General features: G+C 56.2%; 11 protein-coding genes and 1 tRNA gene. 3 read left to right on the forward strand and 9 right to left on the reverse strand.

Translation table 11 applies throughout. The features are described from left to right. Window positions 1–4: 4 nt before the first annotated feature. Together ACR3ZL_RS11990 and ACR3ZL_RS11995 are read right to left on the reverse strand one after the other, a co-directional pair. Complete coding sequence (locus ACR3ZL_RS11990) at window positions 5–661, reverse strand: thioredoxin domain-containing protein (protein ID WP_473652910.1); 657 nt, start codon at window positions 659–661, stop codon at window positions 5–7. Between the two features lie 572 nt (window positions 662–1,233). Then, window positions 1,234–1,305: transfer RNA gene (locus ACR3ZL_RS11995), tRNA-Gln, on the reverse strand. A gap of 322 nt (window positions 1,306–1,627) precedes the next feature. Between ACR3ZL_RS11995 and ACR3ZL_RS12000 the strand changes: the two genes are divergently transcribed. Then, window positions 1,628–3,100 (forward strand): RecQ family ATP-dependent DNA helicase, encoded by a 1,473-nt coding sequence (locus ACR3ZL_RS12000; RefSeq protein WP_473652909.1) that lies wholly within the window; start codon window positions 1,628–1,630, stop codon window positions 3,098–3,100. 228 nt (window positions 3,101–3,328) lie between these two features. On the opposite strand, the gene ACR3ZL_RS12005 is transcribed toward ACR3ZL_RS12000, so the two are convergent. The 5 genes from ACR3ZL_RS12005 to ACR3ZL_RS12025 form a co-directional block, all read right to left on the reverse strand. Next, on the reverse strand, window positions 3,329–3,544 hold the full coding sequence (locus ACR3ZL_RS12005) for a hypothetical protein (RefSeq protein WP_473652908.1): 216 nt from the start codon (window positions 3,542–3,544) through the stop codon (window positions 3,329–3,331). Continuing rightward, complete coding sequence (locus ACR3ZL_RS12010; protein ID WP_473653571.1) at window positions 3,522–4,301, reverse strand: SPX domain-containing protein; 780 nt, start codon at window positions 4,299–4,301, stop codon at window positions 3,522–3,524. Before ACR3ZL_RS12010 ends, ACR3ZL_RS12005 begins: the two co-directional genes overlap by 23 nt. A gap of 310 nt (window positions 4,302–4,611) precedes the next feature. Continuing rightward, complete coding sequence (locus ACR3ZL_RS12015; protein ID WP_473652907.1) at window positions 4,612–5,847, reverse strand: glycosyltransferase; 1,236 nt, start codon at window positions 5,845–5,847, stop codon at window positions 4,612–4,614. A 127-nt stretch (window positions 5,848–5,974) separates the two neighbouring features. Then, window positions 5,975–6,931 carry a ribosome biogenesis GTPase YlqF gene (ylqF, locus tag ACR3ZL_RS12020; RefSeq protein WP_473652906.1) on the reverse strand — a complete coding sequence of 319 codons (957 nt, stop codon included), beginning with the start codon at window positions 6,929–6,931 and terminating at the stop codon, window positions 5,975–5,977. Between the two features lie 4 nt (window positions 6,932–6,935). Then, on the reverse strand, window positions 6,936–9,947 hold the full coding sequence (locus ACR3ZL_RS12025) for a M16 family metallopeptidase (RefSeq protein ID WP_473652905.1): 3,012 nt from the start codon (window positions 9,945–9,947) through the stop codon (window positions 6,936–6,938). 101 nt (window positions 9,948–10,048) lie between these two features. Between ACR3ZL_RS12025 and ACR3ZL_RS12030 the strand changes: the two genes are divergently transcribed. Both ACR3ZL_RS12030 and ACR3ZL_RS12035 read left to right on the forward strand, forming a co-directional pair. Next, a complete protein-coding gene (locus ACR3ZL_RS12030; protein ID WP_473653570.1) occupies window positions 10,049–10,438 on the forward strand; it encodes a Rieske (2Fe-2S) protein in 390 nt (129 codons plus the stop codon). Further along, window positions 10,435–11,019, forward strand: coding sequence for a MogA/MoaB family molybdenum cofactor biosynthesis protein (locus ACR3ZL_RS12035; RefSeq protein ID WP_473652904.1), 585 nt, complete (start codon window positions 10,435–10,437; stop codon window positions 11,017–11,019). The genes ACR3ZL_RS12030 and ACR3ZL_RS12035 overlap by 4 nt, the downstream gene beginning before the upstream one ends. Window positions 11,020–11,028: 9 nt before the next feature. Here the strand turns inward: ACR3ZL_RS12035 and ACR3ZL_RS12040 are convergent, their stop codons facing one another. Together ACR3ZL_RS12040 and ACR3ZL_RS12045 are read right to left on the reverse strand one after the other, a co-directional pair. Continuing rightward, window positions 11,029–11,232 (reverse strand): hypothetical protein, encoded by a 204-nt coding sequence (locus ACR3ZL_RS12040; protein ID WP_473652903.1) that lies wholly within the window; start codon window positions 11,230–11,232, stop codon window positions 11,029–11,031. 39 nt (window positions 11,233–11,271) lie between these two features. After that, a complete protein-coding gene (locus ACR3ZL_RS12045; protein WP_486173487.1) occupies window positions 11,272–14,715 on the reverse strand; it encodes a PAS domain-containing protein in 3,444 nt (1,147 codons plus the stop codon). Between the last annotated feature and the right edge of the window lie 215 nt (window positions 14,716–14,930).

Below are 14,930 nucleotides of genomic sequence, written 5' to 3' on the forward strand. Positions count from 1 at the left end.
TTGATTACAAACGGCAGCCAAAGACCGGAGTCGATTGGATCGGTGAATTCTGACCTTGAAGGAGCATGGCAATGGATCGAACGCCAAGGTTGTCGCCTTCGTGGTTGCGAGAAACCGTGATGCCACCGTGGAAGCGAGTCTTGCCACTCGGATCAACCAGTATGACGGCGCCGGAAGTTTGCATTCCTAACTCGCTGGCTAGCTTGCCGTCTTCGTCGGCTTGGATTGTGGCGTTGTGGATCAAGGCGAGGTCTGTAGTCATCTTGCTTTCGATCCAGTCTCGTTCTGTATCCAGCGGATGGTAAACCAAAAACCGGCAAGTCACGTTATCGCCAACTTGATCCAACAGGCGGCCCAACTCGTTGACCGAAGCTACCGTGCAGGGGCATTTGGGATGCACCGCCATCACCAGTTCCCATTGGTTGCCGGTCGAAGGCAAGCTAACGTTTGAAGCCTGCACATTGGCGACGTTCGATGGTGGCAACTCCGATGGTCCGGCCGTGTTGCCGTAGGAGATCAAGGCAAAGAATGCACCGCCTAGGATGCATGCCCACAAAGTGGCGATTCCGATCATGAATTTCGGGACTTCCCCCGAAACTGGACGGACCTCTAGCTGGTCTTCGTTCGAAACGAACCCAGATACATTTATTTGAGATGTCATATCACGTGCCCCGCGATCAATGTTTAGTTGTCATGCCTTGTCCAAAGCAGGGACGAAGGCAACAAACGCTACATCGCAATCCAGTGCCAATGGATTCTTGCAACAACTTGAGCGATGGAACTCACTGTCCCGGCACTACCGAAACAGCGGCTTTAACGGTTGCGACGATCGTGCCGGGAGTGCCGGTATGAAAGAAGGGTGGTTGAGTTTCCGACCAGAGAAGCAGGCGATTGACGCTTCCAAGTCAACGATCGAGAACGCACCCTTCCGGTCGTCCTTAGGGAATGGCGTTTGCGTTGGTCGGCCGACTAAGAGGCGTATTCGCGAATTGGGGTTTTTCGCCTTTGGAGGTCGTCAATTATGAACCTCGAAGAGAGTTCTATCAGTACCCGTTAGGCTCTGGAATGCGAGCCAGCGGGGAGCTCTGAAGTATCCAGGAGTAATCGTTCAGATGATTTCGCTGGCTAGCTAAACGTGCGATCAAACATCAGGGCACGAAAAAAGCCGATTGAGGAAAACCCTGCAAAAAGCTAGGCTGTCTTCAATCGGCTTTTGACTGTCTTGCGACTCAGCTACCCCGCTAGGACTTGAACCTAGAATGGCTGGACCAAAACCAGCTGTGTTGCCAATTACACCACGGGGTAGTGCGAATCACGATTTCTCGTGTCGACGGGGGAAGTTTAGCAGGCAATCTTGTCTTGCTAAAGAGGAGTCTTTCAGATTCGGGGACGTTCACGCCATTTTTTTTCTGGGGCAGCGGATTTGTCGGTTTTGACGAGATTTCTTGCTCTCGAATTGACCGTTCAGGGCTATGCGCCACGCCGGAACCTGCCGAAGCTGTGCCCGTTCGTCCGCGTATGACCTCCATTTCGAACCTGGGTTTGAATCGAGGTGGGAGTGATCCATCGGGGCGGTCAGTGATTTATTGAGGCGGTTTGGGAACGTTGCCGTTGTGATTGAGAGAATATGGGTTTGGACGCGTTAGCAACTCTGCGTGAGTATTTTCAATATGATTCGTTTCGAGGATGCCAGGCGGCAGTGATCGAGCGGGTGTCGTCTGGACAGCACGCGATGGTGGTGATGCCAACCGGTGGCGGGAAGTCGCTGTGCTTTCAGGTGCCCGCCTTGATGGAGCCAGCGGGTGCGCCGGGGAGTTCGGACCAGGACGCGAAGGCGGATCTCACGTTGGTGCTGTCGCCGTTAGTGGCGTTGATGCAGGACCAAGTCGATGCGTTGGTTCGCCGAGGGATTGATGCGACGCTGATCAATTCATCCTTGGATCGCGACACCCGGATTGCTCGCCAAGCCGAGCTGGCGGCCGGGAAGTATCGACTGCTGTACGTGACCCCGGAACGGTTTCGAAAACCAGAGTTCACGGACATGCTTCGCCAGCGGAATGTTCGTCTGCTGGCCGTCGATGAGGCTCACTGCGTCAGCCAGTGGGGGCATGATTTTCGCCCAGATTATTCTCGGATTGCCGACATCCGGGAGTCGATCGGGAACCCAACGACGATCGCTTTGACGGCGACCGCGACCGCCGAATGTCGGCAGGACATCTACCAGCAGTTGGGGATCGATGCGGACGATATCGAATTGTTCCACGAAGGGATCGAGCGACCAAACTTGTCGATCGATATCGAGCCGGTCATGGACGAAGATGAAAAGCTGGAACAGATTCTCGATGCGATCAAAGATCCGGAGGTGTGGGGCGAGAACCATGACCAGCCGGGTGGCATGATCGTCTACTTTTCATTGATCAAAACGCTGTTGCGATTCAGCGAGCAGTTGACCAGTCGGGGAATCGACCATGTGACGTACCACGGCGACTTGTCTCGGAAGGCTCGGCGGCGGATGCAGAACGAGTTCATGAGCGGCAACGTGGACACGGTTCTAGCGACACCGGCGTTCGGGATGGGGATCGATAAGGAGGATATTCGTTTGATCGTGCATGCGGAGACCCCGGGATCGATCGAGTCGTATTACCAGGAGATCGGGCGGGCGGGTCGCGACGGAAAGCCGAGTCGATGCTTGTGGCTGTATGACCAGGCCGATTTGATGACGCAGATGCAGTTCATCAATTGGGCGAATCCCGATGCCAATTTTTATGCATCGTTGATGCACACGCTGAAGGAACACGGCGATCGATGTCAGGCGTTTGGAATGGACTGGATCAACCGCCACTTGCAACGAGTCAGCCCGCACGATCATCGGCTGGAGACGGCGATTGCGATGATGGATCGGCTGGGTGTGGTGGCTGGGCCGCGGCCGCCGAAGTGCTTTGAACTGCTGACTGATGAGTTGCCGGAAACGTTGAAGGATGAGTCACGGCTGGAAGAGAAGATTCGCCGTGATCAACAGCGTCTGTACGGCATGGTGCAGTTGGCGAAGACCCCGAAGGAAGAACGGCAGGCGTTCTTGAATTCCTATTTTATGGGGTGAGACGCGGGCGGTTTTGAGGGGGGCGGGGCTTTACCGGATGGGTGCCGGATCGGCGCCGAAGCGGCTTGATCCGGCCTACGGGGACTCTCGCGGGTTTCGGACTTCGATAGGGGCAAGCTACAAAAAAACAGCCTGCGGGAAGGCAGGCTGTTGAGTACTTTTCGATGGTTCTGGTTGAATGGACTTGTTGCCTCGTCCACGACGCCAGTTTCTTGTCCGAATAATGGACTAGGCCAGGTGATGGTTGCTGATGGGCTGGACCATGACGGTGGGGCGTGCCGTGTTGGTTTTGTAGTAGTCCGGTGCCCAACGACTTAGTTCGACGTACATCGCGATGACTGCGATCAGCATGAACAACATCGCGAGCAACAGCATCACGGTGAAAACGCTAGGTGGTTGTTTGGTGGAACGTCCACCGGGCTCATTCGATAGAGGTGTCGACACGGTCGCCCTCCTGAATCGTTCCTTCGCTGTAGTCTCGTAGGATTTCAGCCACGGCTCGGTCGGGTTCGGTTTCGCGAACTCGCAATCGAGTCACGTAACGACCGCCACGGGTGACTTCCAAGAAGTGGCCTTCACGCAAACCGTCGTCGTAACCGATGGAAACTTCCACCAACTTGCGTGGGCGGTTAATGACCAAAACGTTGCCGTTTCGTTCCGGTGGAGCACCGTCGAGTGGGTCGTTCATGTTCAAGCCGGCCGCGTCGACAACTTCTTTGTACCGAGTGACCTGGGCCATCAGTTGGTCGTTGCGATCTTGTTGCAGTTGAACCACGCCGCGAAGGCTGTTCATTTGGTCGGTCAGCGTCAGTGTTTCGGTGAACAGCGTGTCGCGGTCTTGTTGTTCCTTACGGACCGATGCTCGCAGACGAGTCGTTTCGGCGGTCAGCTTTTCGAGTTCTTCGGCTCGACTGCGGTCCAGTTGAGCGAGCTCAGTGTTTTTGGCTTGCAGCTGTTGAACGGTCGATTCGCTTTCACGCAATTGCGATTCAAGCTGGTCGAGCTGGGTTTGCAGGGCGGCCAAGGCGGTTCGGCGAGCCGCTTGTTCGCGGTCCAGCGATGCTTGGGTCCGAGCCCGTGAATCACGCAGTTCGTTGTTGGTTCGTGCGATGGTTTCGATCTGGGCTTTGAGGCCGTCGTCGGCTAACACGACATCTCGCCAGTTGCGGTGTGAGGCGTTGACGGCTAACGCCAGCACCATAAACACGACGCTGAGCAGCAGGATCAAAACCGAGAATGATTTCCCGAGTAAGTTCATGGGAAAGGAATTCCGAAGGGACGAGAAGGGGGACGAGCGATGTATTCAGCTTGGTGTCATCTTATTCAACCGCGTGCCAATCGCATGCGAGCGAAAGCGTACACGCCAGGCGTCATGCACTCGAAAGGCACGCCAGGCAACTAGCACCCGAAAGTATAGTTGGCGTTAAAAAGCAGTGTCAACAAAATTGGGCAATTTAGCGTAGCTGGACAGGGCAGCCGCGAGGCCCCAGTGAGTGTAACGGTTATCCGCTTTATCCGCCTAGAATCGCGGCAATTTGCTGAACCGCAGCGTCAATCGTGTGGTGCTCGCAAACCCACTGGTGGGCAGTGTTGACCCGTGCACTACGGCCAGCTTGATCGCTGGAAAAACGAAGTAATGCGGCGGCCAATGAGGGTGGATCGGCGACGTCGGCCCAAAAGCAGGTGGGATGTTCCGGAGCAGGCTGAAGCTCGACGGTGCCCCCCGCTTGGGTCGCGATGACCGGTGTATTCAAAGCGAACGCTTCCAGAACAACGTTCGGCATACCTTCAAAATGAGAGGTTAGGACCAATCCGTCGGCGGCCGCGATGGAGGAGGTGGCTGGCGAAATGACGCCAACGAATTCGATCAGGTGCCCAGCGATGGTTCCGTCTGGCCCGGCCAAGGCGGACGCGGCGGCTTCCAAATCGGATCGTTGGGGGCCGTCGCCGATGAACTGGATCTTCAGCTTTGGCACGTCGGCCGGCCAATCCTTTGCCGCCAGCCCGACCGCCGCAATCAGATCGGCTTGGCCTTTTTCCGGGGTCATGCGTCCCACACAAACCAGGTGCAGGAATTCCGGATCGGAAGGTTGATTCGCTGTCTTGTCATCAAGATCGGCGTGAGGAAGGTGCGATTGTGCTTGCAATGCGTCGATATCGACGGGGTTGAAAACGACATGAATTCGACATCGATCGAGGCCGTAGTAATCAGCGGCTGAATCGGCGACCGCGGAACTGACGGCGATCACGGCGTCACTGCGTTGATAAGCATCGGCCAACCGGCGGCGTTTCAGTTCGACAAACCTGTGTTCCACCATCGGTAAAGCCACGTCGGGCGGGCTGACGATGGTGGACACTCGGCGGAACCTGCCACGGATGCTGGGGTGACCGGCGATCAAGGTGTTGTGGAAGGCGCGGTCGTAAACAACATCGATCTTTTCACGTTGGACCAGGTCGTTCAGAAACGAAGCCTGGTTCCGTAGCACTCGTCCGGGCCAACGATTGAGCAGGTGACTGGTCAGTGACCGCGATGTCGGCGGTGGACTGTGGATTGCGACATCGGCAGGAATTCGTTCGAGCAGTTCACCGGCCCGATGGGTCAGATAGAGATGCACGTCGAAGCGGTCACGCGGCAAGTGCTCGGCCAGCAGTGCAACTTGATGCTCACTGCCGCCGCCCCGCATGGAACTGGCCATCAACAACACCCGCCGGCGTTCGCTATTCAACGGGCTGGTGTTTGGACGCATTTCGACATTGGGGTAGTGGGATCTTGGCAAAAATCCTGTCCCACGGGAATTGTGCCTGGGCAGCCGAACTGCGGCCTACCGCCAAACCAAGATGGGATCAGGACTCGATCAAGAGGCTTGCGAGTGCCTAGCCCATCTCGCGTGATTTGCGTTGGGCACGTTGTTTGGCGCGAAATTGCTTCTTGCGTTTCTCGTCACGCTTTTTCGCTTTTTCGGCCGCCTCCTCCATCGCGGCTTTCGTTAGGATGACTTCGCGGCTCATCGTCTTGGGAGTTTCCAGCGACAATTCCCCGAGACCTCCTGTACGAAAATCATTGACCAGGATGCGGGAAGCTCGATCGATATCCACTCGATTGTTCTTGCCAAGGCATCCGCGTCGACGACCAATCGCTTCGATGAATTCCAGCTCCTGTTCAGGCACTTCGTCCAAGTCGTAACGATCGGCAATCCGCTGGGCGTAATGTTCGATGAAGAAACGGGCGGCGAAAAAGGCGACGTCGGTGTAGTCCATCGCGGTATCTTTAATCGAGCCGATCAGACCCAACCGATAGCCGCTGTTGGCGTTGTGCACGTTGGGCCACATCATCCCGGGGGTATCCAACAACGTTAACGTGTCGCCAATGTTGACGCGTTGTTGTCGTTGCGTGACTGCGGGAGTGTTGCCAGTCTTGGCGATCGTTCGACCGGCCAGGACGTTGATGATGGTTGACTTGCCCACATTGGGGATGCCGACAATCATCGCGTTGATCATCCGGCCGCTACGATCGCCCACCATACGGTGCACGATCGATTTAATACGGCGGATCGTTGGGATGTCTTTGGTGGAAACCGCACAAGCCCGCGTCGCAGTCGCCGATTCGAAATGATCCACCCATTGCTGGGTCATCGCTTCGTCGGCGAGGTCCGCTTTGGCGAGCACTTTCAAGCACAGCTTTTCGCCGCGAAGTTCGGCGATCATCGGGTTTTCGCTCGAGTAGGGCACTCGCGCGTCAAGAACCTCGATGACCAGATCGACCTTCGGAAGCGTGGCTTGCATTTCAAGCCGCGCTTTGTGCATGTGTCCGGGGAACCACTGAATCGACATTAAACTATTCCGCTGAATCGCGAGTGGAGGAACCTTCGCCGGAAGCATCCTGGCCCGATTCATCTGGAGCCGGAGCGTCCTTATCCGCCGAAGCGTCGTCGGATGCAGACTCAGATGCAGGGTTGTTGGCGAAGTCACCGGCGACCGCGATCACCAGCCGATCTGGATCAATGTACTTGCGAATTGCCGCATTTACATCGTCAATTGAGGCATTTTGGATCTGTTCTTCGTGCGTGGCCACCGATTCCAAGGTTCGACCGGTGAACATTGACGACAACAGCAGCGACGCCAAGGTGGAATCACCGGTGCGGCTAATTCGTTCGGCTTGCAAGTAAGATTGCTTCGCCTTTTCGAGTTCGTCGGCGGTGATGCCGTCGGCGATCAACCGGTCCACTTCCTCGCGAATGACCCGCATCAATTTGTCGATGTTTGCCGGGTTGGTGATCGCGTAGAGCGTCAAATCCACTCGCTCGTCTTTGGGACGGGCGGTCAAACCGCTGCGAACGCCGTAAGACAAACCTTCTTGTTGACGCACCCGGTCAGCCAACCGACTGCTGAGCGATCCGCCGCCAAGAACGGAGTTGCCCAAGACAAGCGACGCGTATTGAGCGTCCAAGTCGGACAACGCGTATTGTTGTCCGCTGTAGAGCAAGGCATTGGACTTGTCGGGCGTTTCGATTTCGACCGTTTGACCGGCGATGTCCGTGTTAGCTGGACGATCGATTCGGACGTAAGGTTGATCGGTGGTCCAACCTTGAAGTTCCTCTTTGACGAGGGCCAAGACATGGTCGGGATCAAAGTTGCCGACCAACGCGAGTTCGCCGGATTGGTTGCCGAGGTAGTCAGCATGCAGGTTGCGAATTTGCTCGATCGTGGCCTCTTCGTACATCGCGATCTCTTCGTCGATTGACATGACGTAGCGGATGTCCGATTTCGGATACGGCGAGAGCAATTCTTTGACTCGGCGAGGTGCCAACGCGTTGGGTTCTGCCTTGCTCTTTTGCAAGCTGGTCACGGTTTGACGCCGGATGACTTCCAATTCGGTGGCATCCAAACGAGGTGACTTCAGTACGTCGCCGACCAAGGCGATCACTTCATCAAGCGATTCCTGTTTCGTCTTGATTTGAACCTGCAACAGGCCCATCAACGTGTAAACCGAGACGTTGGCCCGAAGCCGTGTGTACTCGTCTTGCAGTTGTTGGTAGTCGAGGTCCTTGGTGCCTCGTGCCATCAACAAGCCAAGCAGCTCGACAGCGCCCATCTTGTCCTTAAGGGTTTCCGGGGTGCCGAAACGCAACGTCAGCATCATCGATACGGAACCGCCACGCGTTCTTTTTGGCAGGACGGCGTATTGGATGCCACCAACCAATTCACCACGTGTGACACGTTGTTCGATCGCCAACGGATCGGGATCGAATCGCTCGCCCGCGGCAACGGCTTCGCGTCCCTTGTAATCCTTCAGCAATTGGTTCAAGTCCGGAGCTTCGGGGATGGTGACCCGGTCGGATTCTTCGCTGGGGATGAACAGACCGACAGTGCGGTTGTTGCGGGTTAAGTATTTCTTGGCAACGTCGCGGACCTGTTCGGCGGTCAAGGCTTCGACGGCGTCGCGGTACAAGAAGTACAGACGCCAATCACCTTGGGCGGCCCAATCGCTGAGCGTGACGGCGATCCGGTCGGTGTCGACGGATGCGAGCTCACGTTGCTTCAGGATTTGCGATTTGGCTCGTTCGACCTCGGCTTCGGTGATCGGGGTTTTGTCCCAATCGGTTTCCAAAATGTCGATCAGCTTGGCACGTCCGACTTCCAAAGATTGCTCCATCGGAATTTCCGCCATCGCGATCAACAGGCCGGGCTCGCGGAATCCGAAAGCCATCGCGTAGGCCGAGCTGGCGATTTCGGTTTGCACCATTTGGCTGTAAAGTCGACCGCTTGGTTCGTCGCCCAGGATATTCACCAACGCTTTGATCGCGGCGTAGTCTGGGTGGCTTCCGGCGGGAATGTGATACGCGGCTCCGGCGACTTGAATGTCACCGACTCGGCGAAGCACCACGGTTCGTTCGCCGTCTTTGGCTGGTTCAACGGTGTAGGTTTCGTTGATAGGCGTCTTCGGAACGGACAAAGACCCGAAGGCGTTGTTGATCGTTTCCAAAGCGTGATCGGAATCAAAGTTGCCGGCGACGATCACCATCACGTTGTCGGGACGATAAAACTTGCGATAGAACTGGCGCAGTTTGACGACTGGCACTCGTTCGATGTCGCTGCGGTTGCCGATCGTGGACTTGCCGTAGTTGTGCCAATCGTAGGCGGCCGACTCCATTCGCTGCATCAAAACCCGGGTCGGTGAGTTCTCGCCGCGTTCGAATTCGTTGCGGACGACCGTCATTTCGCTGGCCAGGTCTTCGCCCTTGATGTAGCTGTTGACCAGACGATCGGCTTCCAGTTTGACCGCGAATTCCAGGTTGTCTTCGCTGGCGGGCAACGTTTCGTAGTAGTTCGTGCGGTCCATCCACGTGGTTCCGTTGAATCGAGCACCACGCTCGGTCAACGCCTTGGGGACCTCAGGATGTGTCGGCGTGCCCTTGAACAGCATGTGTTCAAGCAGGTGAGCCATGCCGGCTTCGCCATACCCTTCGTGGCGCGAACCGACGAAGACCGTCATGTTCACGGTGACGACTTCCTTGCTTTCGTCGGGAAACAGCAGGATTTTGACGCCGTTGTCGAGGACGTATTCGGTGATTCCCTCAACGGAGCGGACTTTTTGCGGGCTGCCGGACGATTGATCCGATGTGACGACCGATGCCTCGGCGTCAGATGCGTTTGCGGTGGGGGCTGGTTGGGGGCTCGCTTGCGTCACGTTGCCTTCCTGGGTGGTAGTGGTGTCAGCCGAGACGGGTTGGGCGGACAAGATGAGAGAAAGCCAAGCGAGCGAGAGCGTCGAATAAAACGCCGGGCTTTTCAGGAAAGCCAAAGTTCGCGGGACCAAAGTGCGCGGGATAGGGCGGCTTGGGTTCATTGGTTGCAATTCCGTTCGTGGTGCCAATTGAATATCAACGGTGGTACAGTGTAACGGTCCAACCACCCAGCCGAACATTCCCCCAAGAACGCAACGTTGTGATGCGAGCAAGTGAAGAGATGGAGACAAATCCGTCGCCGAAAACGTGGCACGAAGTCAAACGATTGCAGTCTGAGTCGGCCGGTGATGATCCTCAGGCATCCAGCGGGAACATTGGCTCGGATACGAGTGATCTGGCATTCGAAGCCTTGGTCGGACAGCGAGTGATCGCGGTCTTTCGGCATCAGGGTGATTGGTTTGCGATGGATGCGATGTGTTCGCATCAAGGCGGCCCGCTGGCCGAAGGAGTCGTCAAGGACGGATGCGTGACGTGCCCGTGGCATGGTTGGCAATATGACTTGGCGACTGGCATTCAGTTGATCAACAAACAACCGTTGCAGGAAACTTTCGAAGTTCGCGAGACCGATGGCGTTGTGGAGGTGTTGGTATGAGCCAGACTGAATCAGGTTCTGACGCGTCGCACGAAATTTCACATGCAGGTAATCCGCATCCGGGGAAGCCTCACGATGCCAATTGCGGGTGTCCTGATGTGGACGCCAACGCAGCGTTGCGAGTAGCTGTGATCACGCTGAGTGACAGTCGTTCGCTGGAAAGCGATCGCAGCGGTGATCGGATTGTGGAGCTATTGACCGAAGGACAACACGAAGTCGCGGTGCGAGAGATCATGACCGACGACGCTGAGCCGCTGCGTCAACGATTGCAGGAACTGAGTGCAGCAGAAAACATCGACGCGATTATCACGACGGGTGGAACCGGAATCGCGCCGCGTGACTTGGCGATCGATGTTATCGAGAGCCTGTTGGAAGCTCAGTTGCCAGGCTTTGGCGAACACTTTCGCGCGATCTCGATGTCGGAAATCGGCCCTCGAGCGATGCTTAGCCGCGCGACTGCAGGACGGATGGGGCGGGTTGCCGTGTTTGCTTTGCCTGGATCGACCGGTGCGGTGACCACGGGGATGACTCAGTGCGTGATGCCGATTATCCGACACGCATCGGCGTTGTGCCGATCGTGATTGCTGGCGTCATTCCTGGATGTGATTCTCGTCGTAGGTCGCTGGCGGAGTTTGGACTGGCGGTTTATTGAGCGGGTGGTCTACCGAGCGGGTGGTTTGCGTGACGACGGCTTCGTGTTGTTCGCCTAGTGCTTCATCCAGATTCAAGTTGGGGGTAGTGGGCGAGGCGACGAGCCCGTCTGGTCGGTGAGTGGATAGGATTCGTCGCCTCATCCACTACGATCAACCCCAAAATGAAATGTAGATGAAGCTCTAGGTTGGCTGGCTCAAGAATTCGCGCGTGGCCCGCAATGTCTTTTCGAGCGACTGACGAAGTTTGCGGAGCGAAGCTTTGCGTTCGTCGTCGGTCCAACTGCCAGATGAGTGTTCGATCGCGTCAGCGGCTTCAGAAAGTTCACGGGCCCCGATCGCTCGGGCGGCTCCTTTGAGAGTATGCGAAGCGATCTTGCGTTGCCGTTCATCACCCTGATCGATCGCATCCTTGATCTTTTGAGCCAGTTCGACGCTTTCAATTTCGAATGCTCCGAAAAGGTCTGCGATCAAGGCGTTGTCTTTGCCGAAGGTGTCGTGCAACAGATCCCAATCGATACAGGGCGTCGTGGGTTCCGATAAATCGTTGTCTTCGGCCACCACTCTTTCATCGGATTGAGCTGATTGATCGGTGGCCGATGGAACATCCGACCGAGAGTTGTTTACTGGTGTGTCATTGATCGGTGTGTCGTTCTCAGACGCGTTGTCTTCGTTTTCTTGGTGCGCGTCCGGTTTGCTTTCCGGTGCAACTCGCAAGATATTGTGTGTCGTGGGGGAGGTGCCATTGACGGCCACGGACAGAGTTGGAGGCGCCGGTGATGTTGTGTCGGCGGTATCGAATTCGCCCGCGGCCAATTGCTTTTTCTTGTTGGGGATCGTCTTTGCCAGTGCTTCCAGCAACGTTGCACTGCGGATGGGTTTGGTGACGTATTCATCCATTCCGGCTTCGATGCAATCTTCGCGATCGCCTTTCATCGCGTGGGCGGTCATGGCGATGATTGGCGTGCGTGTGCCAGTTGATTTTTCGTTTTCGCGAATCACCTTCGTCGCCGAAAGACCATCCAAGACGGGCATTTGAATGTCCATCAGCACGACATCGAAGGTGTCTTTTAGCAACGCGTCGACGGCCTCTTGTCCGTCATTGGCGATCAAGACGGTGTGCCCATATTTTGAAAGCAAGCCGACGGCGAGTTTTTGGTTAACGACGTTGTCTTCGGTCAGCAACACCTTCAGCGGTCCGAGGCCGATTTCGTCTTCGATCTCGTCTTCGTGATGATCGTCGTTGCCGTTAACGCCCAGTGCTCGGACGATGGAATCAAACAGCTCGGATTGTTTTACTGGCTTCATCAAACGGTCGGCGATACCGAGGTCCTCCCGTCGATCTTTGTCGCCGAGTCGCCCGCCCGATGTCAGCATAATGATCGGTGCGTCTTCCATTAGCGAATGATCGCGGAGGCGTTTGACAAATCCGAATCCGTCTTCGTCGGGCATGTTGACGTCCGTCACCACAAGCCCGAACGGCGTTTCATGTTGTTCAGCTTCTGCGATCGCCTTCATCGCGGCAGGGGAACCGTCGGCGAGTACGGTGGTCATGCCCCAATTCGCGAACATCTCTTGCAAGATCAGACGGTTGGTTTCATTGTCGTCGACGACCAAAACTTTGGTGCCACCGACAATCACGACTCCGCGAGAACGGCTGGTGTGCAGGTGCGCTGGCGCGGCTTCCAGTGTTGTTGTGAAGTAAAAGTGGCTGCCTTCACCCAGATCGCTTTCGGCCCAAATTCGGCCGCCCATCATGCCCACTAAACGCGACGAGATGGTTAGCCCTAAGCCGGTTCCGCCGTAACGACGGGTTGTCGAGGCGTCGGCTTGTTCGAACTCGTGGAAGATCGACTCGCACTTATCCGCTGGGATGCCGATGCCCGTATCCCGTACACAGATTCGTAGTTGATGCGTGTTTTCAACCAGTGAGTCCTGTTCGACTTCCACAACCACTTCACCGGTTTCAGTGAACTTGATGGCGTTGCCGACGAGGTTAACGAGAATCTGACGCAGCCGGCCGGGATCGCCCATCATCCAACTGGGGATTTCCGGAGCGACGCGAAACGCCAGTTCCAGTCCTTTGGCGTGAGCACGCACGGCGAGCGTCTTCATCGTGTCGCCAAGGTGCTCGCGAAGCTCGAATGGGATCGTGTCGATGTCCAACATTCCGGCTTCGATCTTTGAGAAGTCCAGAACGTCGTTGATGATCGTCATCAGCGAATCGCCAGATTCCTGGACCATCTTCAGATAGGCCCGCTGGGACATATCCAAACGAGTGTCCAGCAGTAGTTCGGTCATACCGACGATCGCATTCATCGGCGTGCGAATCTCGTGACTCATGTTGGCCAGAAATTCGCTCTTCGCACGGTTGGCGGAATCGGCCAATTCCTTCGCCGCCAAAAGCTCTTCCGCGGCTTTCTTGCGGGCCGTGATGTCGCGGCCGATGCCAACGATTCCGATCACATTGTCGTCGGTGTCACGTAGGGGAACCTTAGTGGTGAGCAACCAGAACTGGTCGCCGTCGAGGTTTTGTGAATATTCCTCTTGGTCGACCAACGCTTTTCCTGATCGGATTACGTTTTGGTCGTCGGTAACGTAGTTGCAAGCGTACTCCGCCGGCAAAAAATCGTAGTCGGTCTTTCCTTTGATCTCGTCAATGCTGCTGAGTCCCAAAAGCTTCAGGACTGACTTGTTGCAGGTGACGAATCGGCCGTAACGATCTTTGACGTAGATCAGGTCGGGAATGTTATCGGTGATCGTCTTAAGCAGGTCACGCTCGCGAGCAAGTTCGAGTTCGGCGCGGATTTGGGTGGTGATGTCGCGTGAAATGCCGAACGTGCCGATGACCTGTCCGGCATGATCCCGCAGGGGCAGCTTGGTTGTAGACGACCACGTGGGCTCGCGGTCGCGCACCATCAGCTTTTCCACCTTGGAAATGATGGGCTCTCCCGTCTGCATCACGCGACGCTCGTCGGCGAGGGCTTCCCGAGCATGTTCGGTGGTGTGGAAGTCCGCATCGGAACGGCCGATCAATTCAGTCGCATCGGTCAGGTTGAACCGCAACGCGTGCGAGCGACTGTTGCGGATGAACCGACTTTGCTTGTCCTTGAAGTAGACCGCGTCGGGAATGTGATCCATCATCGTGTCCATCAAGAACCGAGTCGTTTGGAGCTCGTTTTCAGATTCTTGATGTTGGGTGGCGTCCCAATAAACGACTTGGATGCCGATCACTTCATGGTCAGGCCCGAAGACCGGCGACTTGACCACTTCGACAAAATGCCGGGCGCCGTCGGAGCCCTCGTGTTCTTCGATGAAGTGTTCCGCACGAGCGTGCTTCATGACGGCTCGGTCGTGATCGGCGTACCGCTTGGCCAGTTCGGCCGGGAATAGTTCAAAGTCGGTTTTGCCGACAATTTCCTCCAGCGTTGACCCCAATGTCTCGCAAAACTTGCCGCTGGCATGTTGGATTCGGCCGTTGATATCCTTTTGCAGCACACATAACGATGTGGACTCCAATTGCCGTTCGTGCGTACCGGTCGCGTCCAAAGAAAGTTCCGGATCCGTCGGCGTCGCCATCGATCGACTGGGCCGATTTTCGCTGGGATGTGGGCCGAGAGAACTCATGAGGGGCTCCAGAAAGACAGGTGGGGGCTTCTAGAATAACCCACCGTCCCGCGAACAACACGCTTTTTGAGCCCCCTTTTAGGGCTAAATTGCGTTTCTGGTGACGATTTTTCCACCCCAGGAGACACCGACTGCGTGCATCAACCCGGTCTGATTTAGGGTTCAAACACAGTGAAGGGGAGAACGAGTCCCTCGCCGCAACGCCAGTCAGCCAG

The sequence above is a fragment of the Rhodopirellula sp. J20-39 genome, assembly GCF_057365095.1.

Bases quoted from the DNA above. Each gene is read 5' to 3' on its own strand.
- ACR3ZL_RS12030 (WP_473653570.1), top strand. From the start codon at position 10,049: ATGCGAGCAAGTGAAGAGATGGAGACAAATCCGTCGCCGAAAACGTGG.
- ACR3ZL_RS12010 (WP_473653571.1), bottom strand. From the start codon at position 4,301: ATGGTGCTGGCGTTAGCCGTCAACGCCTCACACCGCAACTGGCGAGAT.
- ACR3ZL_RS12035 (WP_473652904.1), top strand. From the start codon at position 10,435: ATGAGCCAGACTGAATCAGGTTCTGACGCGTCGCACGAAATTTCACAT.
- ACR3ZL_RS12040 (WP_473652903.1), bottom strand. From the start codon at position 11,232: ATGAGGCGACGAATCCTATCCACTCACCGACCAGACGGGCTCGTCGCC.
- ACR3ZL_RS12025 (WP_473652905.1), bottom strand. From the start codon at position 9,947: ATGAACCCAAGCCGCCCTATCCCGCGCACTTTGGTCCCGCGAACTTTG.
- ACR3ZL_RS12015 (WP_473652907.1), bottom strand. From the start codon at position 5,847: ATGCGTCCAAACACCAGCCCGTTGAATAGCGAACGCCGGCGGGTGTTG.
- ACR3ZL_RS12045 (WP_486173487.1), bottom strand. From the start codon at position 14,715: ATGAGTTCTCTCGGCCCACATCCCAGCGAAAATCGGCCCAGTCGATCG.
- ACR3ZL_RS12000 (WP_473652909.1), top strand. From the start codon at position 1,628: ATGGGTTTGGACGCGTTAGCAACTCTGCGTGAGTATTTTCAATATGAT.
- ACR3ZL_RS11990 (WP_473652910.1), bottom strand. From the start codon at position 661: ATGACATCTCAAATAAATGTATCTGGGTTCGTTTCGAACGAAGACCAG.
- ylqF (WP_473652906.1), bottom strand. From the start codon at position 6,931: ATGTCGATTCAGTGGTTCCCCGGACACATGCACAAAGCGCGGCTTGAA.